Here is a 13,793-nt window from a genome sequence, read left to right on the forward strand (position 1 = left end):
TTTTAATTTTAAATGTATTATCAATTTTAATTCTCTCATAAATGTAAAAGCACTACTTTTGTTTAATGTTATTTGATAAGTGTTAAACAAAATATATGACAAAGCCAATAATTGTAAAAATCGATAATGGTGTATTGAATGAAGTTCAGATCGATAGAATTATAGAAATGGCATGGGAAGACCGAACACCTTTCGATGCAATAAAATTTCAATTTCATCTTTCAGAAGCCGATGTGAAAGCTTTAATGAAAAAAGAGCTAAAATTCAGCAGTTATAAATTATGGCGTGAAAGGGTTGAAAACTGCAAAACAAAACACATTGGAAAGAGAAATCAAGAAATTGATCGATTTAAATGCACCAGGCAAAGAGCAATATCAAATAATAAAATCTCTAAGCGTTAATAAAAATATTCGACGATGATTAAAAAAGATAAACCGGATAATGTAGTATTTTCTAAAGAGCATGGTTATAATGCAAAAGTATTGCCTTATGCTACAAGTTTAGGTGCACCAACAATAAAAGCTGATGATTTAGCAGGCTGGAAAAACATGGGCATAAATAAGGTAAACAAAGAATTTGAAAGTAAATTCAATGAACTAAAAATGCAATATCAGGATTTAATCCAGGAATTCCAGTGGAATGAATTGGTATACAATGCCAGATTTTCTTTTGAACCCATTGTTGGTGAAATATACCACTTATACAAAGATCCAGACGGTTCTAATTTTCTCTCACTAATTGGACCCAAAGAATGGAATAAGGAACATGTTGCTACTTTTAGACTTAACAGTGATAAAAAATGGATACTCATTGATTTGAAAAGCCCCATTTTTTAGTAAAATTTCTACTAATGAAAAACAAAATAAATTTTAAAACCAGTAATCTGGAAAAAATGGAGAAACAAACTGCCGTGCATTTAATAAATAGTTTAGGCGGTTTTAAAAGTGTGGCTTTGGTTGGAACTTCCGATATGCAGGGAAATACTAATTTATCCATTTTTAGTTCTTTTTTTCATATTGGTGCCAATCCGCCATTGATAGGCATGATCTTTCGCCCAAGTCCACCGGAGCGTGACACTATGAGAAATATTATAGATACAGGATTCTATACCATTAATCATATCAACGAACAGATCTACAAGAAGGCACATCAGACATCAGCAAGATATAATAAGGAAATTTCAGAATTTGATGCTGCAGGACTCAGTGCGGAATATAAAAATAACTTTCCAGCTCCTTTTGTGCTCGAAAGCAACATACAGTTAGGCATTGAATTTAAAGAAAAAACAGATATTTCGATCAATAATACCACTATGATTATTGGGGAAATAGTCCAGATTTTTATTCCCGAAGACTGCTTGTCTGAAGATGGTTTTGTTAATTTGGAAAAAGCAGGTACCCTTACGTGTTCGGGTCTGGACAGCTATCATAAAACCTTGCAATTAGACAGATTAAGCTATGCAAAGCCTGATAAAGAAATTACATCATTACTTAAAAGTTGAACAAAGAAAAGATAAATATTATGTGGTTCAAACGTGATCTGCGTTTTACAGATCACGAACCTCTTTTTATGGTGCAGCAGGAAAATATCCCCCTTCTTTTGGTTTATTTTTTTGAGCCCTCGACAATGGCTTGTGAGGATTCTGATGTCCGTCATTGGCGTTTTGTTTATGAATCCTTACAGGAAATGCAGTCTAAATTAACGTCAATTGCTGCGCAGATTTATTATTTTCATAACGAAGTCCAAACTGTTTTTGAGCACCTATGCAGTGTTTATGATGTTCAAAGTGTGTTTTCGCATCAGGAAATTGGCAACAAAGTCACTTTTGACAGGGATATTGCCATGCAGTCTTTTTTTGATGATCATCATATTCTTTGGAAACAATCTCAGCTCCATGGCGTAATCAGAAAGCTGCGATCAAGAGAGGATTGGGATAAGCGCTGGGAAAAAACAATGCGCGCATTGCCTAAAATGATTGATCTGAATGCTTTTAAATTTGAAAATTTAGATCCTGATTTTTATCAAAAACTAAAAGGAAGAGTACTTTCGAATGAAATTACAAACCGAAATAAAAATTTTCAACAGGGCGGCGAATATTGGGCCTGGCGGTATTTGGAAAGTTTTGCAAAAGAGAGACATGTCAATTACAGCAGACATATTTCCAAACCCGGTTTAAGCCGAAAAGGTTGTAGCCGTTTATCGCCTTATTTAACCTACGGAAACATCAGCATGCGAATGGTGTATCAATATACCAATCAGTTTTATGAAGGATCGCCAAACAAAAGAGCCATGCTTAATTTTGTTTCCAGACTGCACTGGCATTGCCATTTTATTCAAAAATTTGAAAACGATTGTCAAATTGAATTTGAAAATATAAACAAAGATTACGATTCCTTGGTCAAACCAAAAAACGAAATCTATATAAAAGCCTGGCAGAAAGGAAAAACGGGGGTCCCTATTGTCGACGCCTGTATGAGATGTTTAGTCCAGACAGGTTATATCAACTTTAGAATGCGTGCCATGGTAGTTTCCTTTTTTACATTCAATTTGTGGCAGGACTGGCGGGACCTTCATTTTTTGGCAAGACAGTTTTTAGATTACGAACCCGGAATTCATTATCCGCAGATTCAGATGCAGGCCGGTACAACAACAGGCAATACCATTAGAATTTATAATCCCATAAAAAACTCACAGCAGCACGATTCAGAAGGCATTTTTATAAAAAAATGGCTGCCTGAACTGACTGAAATTCCATCTCAATTCATTCATGAACCCTGGAAATTAAATCTTATTGAGCAGCAATTTTACAAATGCGAAATAGGTACAGATTATCCAGAGCCCATCGTTGACATAGAAAAAACTCGAAAATATGCGAGTGATATTGTTTGGGATTTTAGAAATAAACAAAAAAATGCGAGGAGTTAAGAAACAAAACCTGCCTACTAAAATCTGCGCGGCCTGTCAAAGGCAATTTGCATGGAGAAAAAAATGGGAAAAAATCTGGGACGAAGTGAAATATTGCAGTGATAAATGCAGAAGTAGCAAATAATATGGAAACCAAAACTTTAAGGCTCATTCTTGGAGATCAGTTAAATAGCAATCATTCCTGGTTTGAAACGATAGACAATTCAATAACCTATGTGATGATAGAAATCCGGACAGAAACCGACTATGCCGTACACCACATACAAAAAATAACAGGATTCTTTGCAGCAATGCGCCAGTTTTCCAATTTCCTAAAATCCAAAAAGCATCATTGTATTTATCTGGAAATAAACGATAAAGACAATTTACAGTCCCTTGAGACCAATCTATCCTTTATTATAGAGAGAGATCATTACACAAGATTCGAATACCTGCTGCCCGATGAGTATCGTGTTGATGCAGTATTACAAAAATTTACATCCCAGCTTGCTATTACTTCTAAAGTTTACGATACCGAGCATTTTTTCAGTAACCGTAATGAACTCGGAAAATTCTTTGAAGGCAAAAAAACTTTTTTGATGGAAAGTTTTTATCGTGCCATGCGAAAGAAACATCATATACTAATGTCAGGAGACAGTCCACTGACAGGACAATGGAATTATGATCAGGAGAATAGAAAGAAACTGCCTAAAAATCATAAACCCGCTCCGCCTTTAGTCTTTAATAATGATGTTTCCCATATAGTGGATGCCATTTTACAGAACGATATTAAAACGATCGGATCTATTGACAAAACAAATTTTATCTGGCCTGTAAACAGGAAACAGTCTCTTGAACTCCTTGATTATTTTACAGCTGAATGCCTGCCTTTATTCGGTTCTTACCAGGATGCTATGGTGCCTAATGAGTGGTCCTTATACCACTCCAGATTATCATTTTCATTAAACACAAAAATGATTTCTCCGGCTGAAGTCATACAAACTGCAATTGTAAAATGGGAGAAACATCCTGAAATTATTGCGTACAATCAATTGGAAGGTTTTGTACGTCAGATTATTGGATGGCGGGAATACATGCGGGGCATTTACTGGCTCAAGATGCCGGAATATGCTACATTAAATTTTTTCGGTCATAAGGAAAAATTGCCTGAATGGTTCTGGACAGGCAAAACGAAAATGAACTGTCTTAAAGACGCCATAACGCAGTCACTTACATTTGCTTATGCTCATCATATCCAGCGTTTGATGATCAGCGGAAATTTTGCCCTTTTGGCCGGAACAGATCCTGATGAAGTCGACAACTGGTATCTTGGCATATACATCGATGCTCTGCATTGGGTTGAAATAACCAATACACGCGGCATGAGCCAGTTTGCAGATGGAGGAATTGTCGGCACCAAACCTTATGTCAGTTCGGCTTCTTATATTGATAAAATGAGCCATTACTGCAGTACCTGTTTCTATAATAAATCAAAAAAAACAGGAGATAAAGCATGTCCTTTTAACAGCCTGTATTGGAATTTTTATGATAGGCACGAAGAGAAGCTGTTACAAAATCCAAGAATTGGAATGATGTATAAAGTATGGCATAAAATGAAGTCTGAAGATAAAGCTGCAATATTGAAACAGGCTGATTATTATTTAAAAAATATAAATAACTTATGAAAACAGCAGTAGTTTGGTTTAAAACAGATTTACGAATAACCGATAATGAAGCATTATTAAAAGCAGTTTTACAAAATGACTCTGTTATTCCTGTTTATTGTTTTGACGATTCACATTTTGCAGTAACAGCCTATGGATTTAAAAAAACAGGAAATTTCAGGGCTCAATTTCTTATGGAATCCTTAATTGATCTGGATACTAATTTAAGAGCACTAGGATCAGGATTGCTTATTTTGAAAGGAAAGCCTGAAATTGAAATTCCAAAAATAGTAAAACACTACAAAGCCTTTAAAGTGTATGCCAAACGGGAAGTTGCTTTTGAAGAAAAGTGTACTGAAAATTTAGTTCAGTCTGAGCTTTGGAAGCTTCAATGTGAATTTTTAACCTTTAGCACCAGCACTTTGTATCATGCAGAGGACCTGCCTTTTTCAATAAAAAATATACCGGATGTATTTACTGATTTCAGAAAAAAAACGGAGAAAGATGCTACAATACGAATGGCGTTTGAAAAACCGGCAAACATAAATTCACCTGAAATTCCTAAACTTGAACTACCAAATCTCATGCAGCTTGGCTTAAATAAAATACATATGGACCCAAGAGCTGCTTTTGGCTTCATTGGAGGAGAATCGCAGGCCTTAAAAAGACTGAATCATTATTTTTTTGAATCACATGCCATTTTAACATACAAGAAAACCCGCAACGGAATGACAGGTCCTGATTATTCTTCCAAGTTTTCTCCCTGGCTTGCCTTGGGATGTATTTCTCCAAGGTTTATTTACCAGGAACTTAAAAGATACGAGTCCCTTTATACCGCTAATGAATCAACTTATTGGCTGGTATTTGAATTGCTTTGGCGGGATTATTTTAGATTTATGATGAAAAAATATCACAATAGTTTTTTTCAGAAAAACGGAATTAAAAATACCAATTCAAAAGTTGAAAAAATAGATTTTCAGAAGCTCCAAAACTGGATTGAAGGAAAAACAGGTGTAGATTTTATTGATGCCAACATGATCGAACTCAGACTAACTGGTTTTATGAGCAATCGCGGCCGCCAGAACGCAGCAAGCTATCTGTTTAATGATCTTGCACTAGACTGGCGCTATGGTGCTGCTTACTTCGAGCAGCAGCTCATAGATTATGATGTCTGCAGCAACTGGGGCAATTGGGCTTATTTAGCAGGTGTAGGCAATGACCCCAGAGGCAGTCGTTATTTCAATATTGAAAAACAATCAGCAGATTATGATAAAAATAAAATCTTTAGAAATTTATGGTTAAAAGATTAATGGGTTCGTCGCATCTGTCAGAATGAAATGAAGTTTTTAAATGATTTAAAGGTTAAACTGCCAATAAATTTTCGTCAGGCCGATTCAAAGCTTTTAAATCATAATCCGTTTTGGTGGGCGATTAATAAAATGACGATCCCTTTCTACAATAGTATTGAAAGATTTACACTGTAGAATTTTGGTTCTGTCGCATCTGTCAGAATAAAATATAAGTTTTTAAATGATTTAAAAGTTAAACTGCCAATTTACAAAATGATTTAAACATAGTTATCCCTGGTCTAACCATTTGATTCTTTCTCAGCATATCCACAACTTCAATTCCGCTCAATGTTCGTCTGGCCGATTCAAAACTTTTAAAACCTAATCCGTTTTGTATACGCCACTTTATAAAACGATGATCCTGTTCTACAATATTGTTGAGATATTTACACTGCCGGATTTTAATCTTTGAGAATGAACGTTTATTATATACTTTGATCGCTGCGGTATTAGAACCGCTTTTATCAATGTTTATTACTCTTGGCCGGTAATTATTAGCAATTGCTTTAATTAGAAATGACTGAGCACTCATTCTTTGTCTTTTTCTGGTCAAAAGAAAGTCAACCGTATTGCCTAATTTATCTACTGCTCGATATAAATAACACCAAATGCCTTTTACTTTGATGTAGGTCTCATCCAATCTCCAACTCGCCCCCACTCTGCCTTTTCTCTTCCTCATCTCTGCCTCAAGCAAAGCTGCAAACTTATAAACCCAACGCTGAATCGTGGCATGATCCACAATGACTCCTCTAATCTTCATTAGTTCTTAAACATCCCGGTAACTAAGTGTAAATCTTAGCTTGAAATATACTGTCTGAAGAATTATGTATTTTGGATAACAATGACCTTTAGTATTCATCTTTTGATCGGTTTAAAATTCTAAAGATAAAAGTTATTCCCAGATGCGACAGAACCTTTGGGTCTTTCCTAAGGGCTTTTTAATTTTATAGTATTACCATAATTCAGTAAGGTTATTAAGAAATATATTTTCCTAATTTAACGCAGTGCCGGATGCATCATCTCATTTAGAATTGATAAAGTAAGAGGATCAAATTGCCCTGAAAAAAAAGCATCTAATACGTTCTGAAACACAGGATTGGTATTATCTGTTAAACTAAAAAGTGTCATTGAGGATTGCAATTTACGTGCATCGAGATCTCCAAAAATAGATTCTACTGATTTCATTTTAAAACTTAGCAATGCTTCTGCGCTTTCAATAATATGCTTGCCTAATATTGGATGTGCCAGGAATTCTTCGCTTTGTTGTAAATTTTCTATAGCATATAACTCCGACATTTCACTTCTTCCGAGCCCTTTTAATTGAGGAAATATAAACCACATCCAATGCGTTTCTTTTTTGCCTTTTTTGAGCTCAGAAAGAGCTGTTAGATATAGTTTGTTTTGTGCTTCTAAAAAGCGTGTCAGGTCATTTTTTATTGCTGCCATTGGGGTTGGTAGTTTGAAAAATTAGTTTGAAAAATAATAAAAAATATAATATCACCTAAAAAAATATAGAAGAATAAACGGTTAAATTGACCTCAAATTTTCTTATTGCTTGAAATGGATTACAAACATTTTTCATGAATCTGACTTTAAGCAATTTAACAATAGACACATTTATTATCAAGCCCTTCAGAGATTTTCTGGAGGGCTTTTTGTATTGTTCTAAAACGACTTGAAATAAGAGGGTTTTATTATACTTACAATTCATTAAAAATAAAAAGTGCGAAGTCAAAGACGTTCGCACAAAATTTATTCAGCACACATCATGAGTGGCATAAATTTATCTGATTTTGATATAATAATACACCGAAATGTTTTTTGGGCGGGTCTCTTGTCCACCTGTGGCTGAAGTGTCAGTGTTACCAAGGTGTTCATCTAACTTACCGTGTACTCCTGATGTTGTCCATCTTCCCCTATCGTGGTTTCCACCTGTATAGGTCTGTTTATGACTATGTGATTTAATTTCATCAACTTGCGTCTGTCCGCTTAACTTATTTTCTGGATTTAGGTTACTAATGATTGGAGGTGGTACAGTTGTATTGTGCAACCCCATATCATTAACAGATCGTAAAAAAAGACCTCTTAAATCAGGAGCTTTTCCTCCAGTATATGCTCCATAAGTATTTATTGCCGTACCAATATCCCGGCCATCACAAGGAACCCAAATAACTTTATTTATATCACTTTCATATACCAAGCCATTTAACCTGAGAAAATCATTATAATTCAATAACGAAGCAATCATTGTTCCCAAAGGTGTATCAGAACTTTTACGTATTTTATTTTTAGCTTGTAATGAAAGTGATGCAGGGTTAACACCTTCATTAAAAGCTATCGTTACAGTTATATTATCTTCTGGATTTAGCTTAATATGCTCATAAAGAACTTGCCCGTCTAATATCTCAATGCCTTTTTCAAATTTCTTTCCGCCAGCAACAGTACCATTAGAATATGTAGCATCCCTAATAGAAATCTTTCCTCCTGACGGTGCTGATTTAAATTTTAGTTCTAAAACAATAAGGTCATCTTGCGCTGAGACATTCCTTAATCTTATTCCTCCACTATAATAAATATTTTTACATAAATCCAAACAGCTTTCATATGAAGTAAAGGCCTTATCAGGTAGCGAAGTTGAATATAGTGATTGAAGAATTTCATCAGAAATATACTTGTTCTCAATACTTTCCTTATACATTGAATAAAACTTACTACTTGAGGAACTTGAAGAACTACCGAATCCAACATTAATCGGTATTGCTTTAATTACAAGTCCAACACTAGCCTCAAGAGAAGAATCATCTTTCATTGCTTGACGTGTTGATTGGTCGGAAGAAAAATATTTATACAATATTTCTTTTGAGTTTTGAGAATTAAATGAAGTAAATTGACTTTTTAGGTCTTTATCAAATAACTCATTACAGCGACATTCGTCCGTTTGTGCAATTCCCAAATTTGTCACAAAGGCAACTAAGATTGAAGTAATTACTTTTTTCATATTTATCATTGTTTAGATTTGTTACTTTTTTTGATGCTATAACTTGTTTAATTAAGATGTCTTTGTAAGGATTAAATCCCAGTAAAACGAAGAAGTCGTTAAATTCATAATGAGTTTTCCTTAATTCTCTACATTAAATATAATTTTTAATATAGATTGTATATCATCACTATTATTCGATATAAGGGTTTGGATTTTAGAAGGATCTATCCTTGTAATATTGGTTTCCGATATGTTTACAGCAAATTTTATGGTATTGGAAGTATCTAAACTAATTCCGTTAAGTCTCACTGGATTTATAATATTTTTGTCTCCCAAATATTGTTCAGTGCCATCTACTTTAAAAATAGGGATTATTATAGTACCTTCAGAACTTATCAGTTCAGTTTTATTTTCTTCGTTTAAATGGGATGAAACAGCTTTAATATTGATGGAAAGAGATAAGTTATCGTTTTTTTTATAGCGTGCTTTCGATTTTTTTAAGAGAATACTATCTAATTTTATTAAAGTACTGTTTCCGTCAGATTTTAATGTCAGTACATATTTTGCCATTAAGTGTTCTTCATCAATATCAGTTAGTTTATCAATAGCATATCTTTTAATTAATAATGATTTCGTTTTAATTTCATTAGTAGAAAATTCACCGCTATTAGAATATGAAGCTGTATAACTTTTTTGTTTTTTTTCTAATCCATTTTTTATAGCAGTTGACGCTATATTAAATACAGGACCTAAAAGTAATGCTGGGATGGCAACTGCCGGTGCTGCTATCAATCCTTCATTAGATTTTTCTGCTGATGCTCCCGTCGCGCTTATTTCAAGATAATCCGTAACAGTTTTTAGCTGCTCACCATTTTTGTCATAATTCACCAGTTTTTGAGCTGACAGCTGTAAGCTAGATAGAATTACACATCCGATTAAAATAATTTTTTTCATGATTTCTATATTTTGCGTTGCCTACTCTAAAATGCCCTTTTCGGCTAACTGGCTTATTATTTATTCAAAATTCAAAATTCTAGCGCACAAAAAAATCCCTACAAATGGGGATTTTTTTTGGAAAAGATCTTATTCTAATTTGCTATTAGAGAGGGGGCTAAAGGAAGAAATTTAAAAATCGTATTTTCGTTCAACAGCAAAACGAATTAAATCGGTCTTGCCATATAAATTTATTTTTTTAAGAATATTTTTGCGGTGAGTATCGACTGTGCTTTTACTTATAAAAAGAACATCTGCAATATCATTAGATGTCTTTCCTTCTCCGATGAGCTTCAGGATTTCTTTTTCCCTATTACTTAGCAGTATGTTTGTTTTAGTTAATTCATCTTTTACAATAATTGCATCGTCAAAAAAAGTTTTGTTAACTGCAACTTCTCTAATAGCCAGAATTAACTTTTTAAGCGGAGAGTTTTTCATGATATAACCTGATGCCCCGGCTCTTTTCATTTGTTCAATAGCATCAGACTGGTCAAACATACTAAAAGCAATTACCTTAATCTCGGGAAATCTATCCTTAATTATTTTGGTTGCGGAAATCCCATCGCACTTTGGCATTCTAATATCCGTTATAACAATTTGAGTTTTTTTTTGCCAACGAGTTGTATCAATTCTTCTCCATCGTTAGCTTCACCTACGACGGCTATATCATCTTCAAATTCCAAAGAGAGTTTAATTCCGTCTATAAGTGACTGATGATCTTCGGCTATAATTATTGAAATCATAATGGTAAGTCTATAATGATTGAAGTCCCTTTTGTTAAAATTGAATCTATTGTAAATGTACCGCCCATCTGTTCTACTTTTTTCTCCATATTTTTTAGTCCAATTCCAGATTTACTGACTAATTTTTTTGGATCAAAGCCTTTACCGTTATCTTCTATAATAATATTAATCTCCGTTGGTGTTCCCTGAGTTAAGTATATATTTACTTCTGTTGCCTTAGAGTGTTTTATAATGTTTGTACACAATTCCTGAATCATCCTGAATAAAGTAACTTCAATAGTATTTTCTAACCTTTCTGTTAGTCCAAACGGAATGACATTAATTTTTAAACGTTCTAAAACACTCATTTTTTCGGCCATTTTATTAACAGCGACTAACAAACCTTGATTGCCAATAACTCCTAGATTTTTAAGATGGGCAATATTCCGTACTTTTTGGTAGGCTTCCTCTAGTAGGTCATCGGTTTTTTGGTAAAGGTTGTTTTCGCGTTGGCTGACACTTTCGTTTTGACGTTTTAAATTTTGAAAGTTCAATTTTAATGTAGCGAGCATACTGCCCAAATTGTCATGCAATTCATTGGCAATATTTTGGCGCTCTTTTTCCTGGCTTTCAAGCATTAAGTCAATATCATTTAGTTCCTGGTCTTTGAGTATCTTTTCGATTTTCTGGATTCCAATAAGTTTTTCCTGTTCGGCAATTTTTTTCTTTTTAATAATGTTTTTATATCCTAGAATGCCTATTATTAAGACAATGCACAAAATACTTATCATTAAATATAAAACAGCATTGTTTATTTTGATATTTGTTTTTAATTGCAGATTTTCAAGTTCTTTTTCCTTGGTTTTATATTTAGTGTCAAAGTTGTTTATGGCAATATTTTGCTGTTCGGTATTTAAAGAATCATGATATTTATTTGCAATTTCCAAATGAAATAGTGCTTTGTCAAGGTTTTTGGCATCTTTATAATTAAGATAAAGAAAGTTATTTATGTTTTCTTTATTAACTTTCTCGTATTCGATTAATTTTATTTTATCAGCCTGATGTAATAGGCTAATTGCTTTTTTGTATTGATGTAGCTGTGAATAATTGGAAGCCTGGTTCATCAAATTGTAACAGATATAATTTGGGTTTGGGCTTTTTTGCTGATGTAAAAGCAAATTGTCTTTGTTTAAATAGTACAAACTGGAATCAGGTTTATATAACACGTCACTAAAAAGAACTGCAAGATTATTATAGATTTTACTTTCAAGTTTTTTACTCTTCACCTTTTTATTTAAAACTATTGCCTTTCTAAAATGAGATAAACTTTCCTGGGCTTCTTTTTCATTTATCTTTAAAGATGCCATTTGAACATATCCTTTAAGAATTATAGAATCCTTTTTGGTGGCCATGGCATAATTCATATATTCTTTGAGATAAAATTGGTGTTTTTGAGTATTGTCTTTGTAGCTAACTAATAATGATGCGATATTGAGATTGATATCCATTGCTTTACCTAGTACATTCGCCTTTAAGTATTGTTTTTTAGCTATTAAATAATTTTCAATAGCTTTTACATCATTGTTTTCCTTACTATAACTTTTTGCGATCAGAAAAAAATAGTATCCCAAATCTTCACGCGAAAAAGTAGTGGAATTTATTTTAAAAAGCTGTTTTAAAGCATCTTTTGATTTGCCTTTATCAATATCCTTTTCAATAGAATTGAGAACTTTGTTCTGTCCAAAACAAATGCTCACCATACAAAGTAAAGTGAGCAAAATAAGAGTGGTGGTATGTAATGTTTTTTTAATCACGAATGGTTCCTTTGCCTGTTTTATCAGGAGTGACTATTGGATGTGGATGATATACGGCATTAAATATTTCTACAGGAGTATCTTCTAATTCATCATTTTCGTGATGAAAAGCGACTCTTATCTCTTTAGTAAAATCAATTGAATTAAATTTACTATTACTCAAATCAATTTTGAATAGTTCAAAATTAGCCTCGCATTTTAAAGCATTGCCTTTTGTATCTTTAAAATGAATTACAATCTTATTATCGTCAGGCTCTGAGATATTATAAATATCGAATATTTTATAAATGTTGTCATTAGATGGCTCTGGCAAAGCTACAGCGATAATTGCTTTTGATTTTTCCACAACAAATCCTTTTAAGTCATAGTTTTCCATAATTAAATTTTTATAAGTTAATAATAATCAAATCTATGCATTTATGAAAGAAAAAAAATACCTACAAATGGGTATTTAAAAATGCAATTAAGTTTTGACATTAAAAAGTACTTAAAAACGTAATTTAAATATAAAATGCTCTTATCTAAATAAAGAAGTATAAGTTGTTTTTTTAACACAACGTTTTAAGATTAAAATTTTGTTAGTTTAAAAAACTTTTAACCCTGAAATAGGTTCTGTCGCATCTGTCAGAATAAAATATAAGTTTTTAAATGATTTAAAAGTTAAACTGCCAATTTACAAAATGATTTAAACATAGTTATCCCTGGTCTAACCATTTGATTCTTTCTCAGCATATCCACAACTTCAATTCCGCTCAATGTTCGTCTGGCCGATTCAAAACTTTTAAAAACCTAATCCGTTTTGTATACGCCACTTTATAAAACGATGATCCTGTTCTACAATATTGTTGAGATATTTACACTGCCGGATTTTAATCTTTGAGAATGAACGTTTATTATATACTTTGATCGCTGCGGTATTAGAACCGCTTTTATCAATGTTTATTACTCTTGGCCGGTAATTATTAGCAATTGCTTTAATTAGAAATGACTGAGCACTCATTCTTTGTCTTTTTCTGGTCAAAAGAAAGTCAACCGTATTGCCTAATTTATCTACTGCTCGATATAAATAACACCAAATGCCTTTTACTTTGATGTAGGTCTCATACAATCTCCAACTCGCCCCCACTCTGCCTTTTCTCTGCCTCATCTCTGCCTCAAGCAAAGGTGCAAACTTATAAACCCAACGCTGAATCGTAGCAATGATCCACAATGACTCCTCTAATCTTCATTAATTCCTAAACATCCCGGTAACTAAGTGTAAATCTTAGCTTGAAATATACTGCCTGAAGAATTATGTATTTTGGATAACAATGACCTTTAGTATTCATCTTTTTGATCGGTTTAAAATTCTAAAGATAAAAGCTATT

14 protein-coding genes and 2 pseudogenes are annotated in these 13,793 nt (G+C 33.1%); 7 read left to right on the top strand and 9 right to left on the bottom strand.

What is annotated here, in order from left to right; translation table 11 throughout:
- The first annotated feature begins 95 nt into the window (after window positions 1–95).
- From BXU10_RS15915 to BXU10_RS15945, 7 genes are read left to right on the top strand one after another with little or no spacing between them, the layout of a single operon-like run.
- Window positions 96–401, top strand: a complete 306-nt coding sequence (locus tag BXU10_RS15915) for a TIGR03643 family protein (RefSeq protein WP_078228363.1) — start codon at window positions 96–98, stop codon at window positions 399–401.
- Between the two features lie 15 nt (window positions 402–416).
- Window positions 417–836, top strand: a complete 420-nt coding sequence (locus BXU10_RS15920; protein WP_369803406.1) for a DUF2452 domain-containing protein — start codon at window positions 417–419, stop codon at window positions 834–836.
- Between the two features lie 14 nt (window positions 837–850).
- A complete protein-coding gene (locus BXU10_RS15925) occupies window positions 851–1,501 on the top strand; it encodes a flavin reductase family protein (protein WP_123922030.1) in 651 nt (216 codons plus the stop codon).
- A gap of 20 nt (window positions 1,502–1,521) precedes the next feature.
- Window positions 1,522–2,925, top strand: a complete 1,404-nt coding sequence (locus BXU10_RS15930; RefSeq protein WP_223255478.1) for a cryptochrome/deoxyribodipyrimidine photo-lyase family protein — start codon at window positions 1,522–1,524, stop codon at window positions 2,923–2,925.
- Entirely contained in the window at window positions 2,912–3,049 is a 138-nt protein-coding gene (locus tag BXU10_RS15935; RefSeq protein ID WP_078228368.1) for a DUF2256 domain-containing protein, read from the top strand. Before BXU10_RS15930 ends, BXU10_RS15935 begins: the two co-directional genes overlap by 14 nt.
- Before the next feature lies 1 nt (window position 3,050).
- Window positions 3,051–4,589 (top strand): cryptochrome/photolyase family protein, encoded by a 1,539-nt coding sequence (locus BXU10_RS15940; protein ID WP_078228370.1) that lies wholly within the window; start codon window positions 3,051–3,053, stop codon window positions 4,587–4,589.
- Complete coding sequence (locus BXU10_RS15945; RefSeq protein WP_078228373.1) at window positions 4,586–5,878, top strand: DASH family cryptochrome; 1,293 nt, start codon at window positions 4,586–4,588, stop codon at window positions 5,876–5,878. Before BXU10_RS15940 ends, BXU10_RS15945 begins: the two co-directional genes overlap by 4 nt.
- 232 nt (window positions 5,879–6,110) lie before the next feature.
- On the opposite strand, the pseudogene BXU10_RS15950 reads toward BXU10_RS15945, so the two are convergent.
- The 9 genes and pseudogenes from BXU10_RS15950 to BXU10_RS15985 form a co-directional block, all read right to left on the bottom strand.
- Window positions 6,111–6,776 (bottom strand): annotated as a pseudogene (locus BXU10_RS15950) (IS6 family transposase).
- A gap of 137 nt (window positions 6,777–6,913) precedes the next feature.
- Window positions 6,914–7,363: a DUF1810 domain-containing protein gene (locus BXU10_RS15955; RefSeq protein ID WP_078228375.1), complete on the bottom strand. Its 450-nt coding sequence runs from the start codon at window positions 7,361–7,363 to the stop codon at window positions 6,914–6,916.
- Between the two features lie 337 nt (window positions 7,364–7,700).
- Entirely contained in the window at window positions 7,701–8,915 is a 1,215-nt protein-coding gene (locus BXU10_RS15960; protein WP_078228378.1) for a hypothetical protein, read from the bottom strand.
- A gap of 120 nt (window positions 8,916–9,035) precedes the next feature.
- Window positions 9,036–9,851 (bottom strand): hypothetical protein, encoded by an 816-nt coding sequence (locus tag BXU10_RS15965; RefSeq protein WP_078228380.1) that lies wholly within the window; start codon window positions 9,849–9,851, stop codon window positions 9,036–9,038.
- Window positions 9,852–10,022: 171 nt separating this feature from the next.
- Window positions 10,023–10,466, bottom strand: coding sequence for a LuxR C-terminal-related transcriptional regulator (locus BXU10_RS15970; protein ID WP_369803407.1), 444 nt, complete (start codon window positions 10,464–10,466; stop codon window positions 10,023–10,025).
- A gap of 11 nt (window positions 10,467–10,477) precedes the next feature.
- Window positions 10,478–10,633 (bottom strand): hypothetical protein, encoded by a 156-nt coding sequence (locus tag BXU10_RS25770; RefSeq protein WP_369803408.1) that lies wholly within the window; start codon window positions 10,631–10,633, stop codon window positions 10,478–10,480.
- Entirely contained in the window at window positions 10,630–12,372 is a 1,743-nt protein-coding gene (locus BXU10_RS15975; RefSeq protein ID WP_078228382.1) for a sensor histidine kinase, read from the bottom strand. The genes BXU10_RS25770 and BXU10_RS15975 overlap by 4 nt, the downstream gene beginning before the upstream one ends.
- A 46-nt stretch (window positions 12,373–12,418) precedes the next feature.
- Window positions 12,419–12,802: a hypothetical protein gene (locus tag BXU10_RS15980; protein WP_078228384.1), complete on the bottom strand. Its 384-nt coding sequence runs from the start codon at window positions 12,800–12,802 to the stop codon at window positions 12,419–12,421.
- Between the two features lie 284 nt (window positions 12,803–13,086).
- Window positions 13,087–13,754: pseudogene (locus BXU10_RS15985) on the bottom strand (IS6 family transposase).
- Window positions 13,755–13,793: the final 39 nt, after the last annotated feature.

Origin of the sequence: Flavobacterium sp. LM4, from assembly GCF_002017935.1 — a bacterium.
Taxonomy (GTDB): Bacteria; Bacteroidota; Bacteroidia; order Flavobacteriales; family Flavobacteriaceae; genus Flavobacterium; species Flavobacterium chungangense.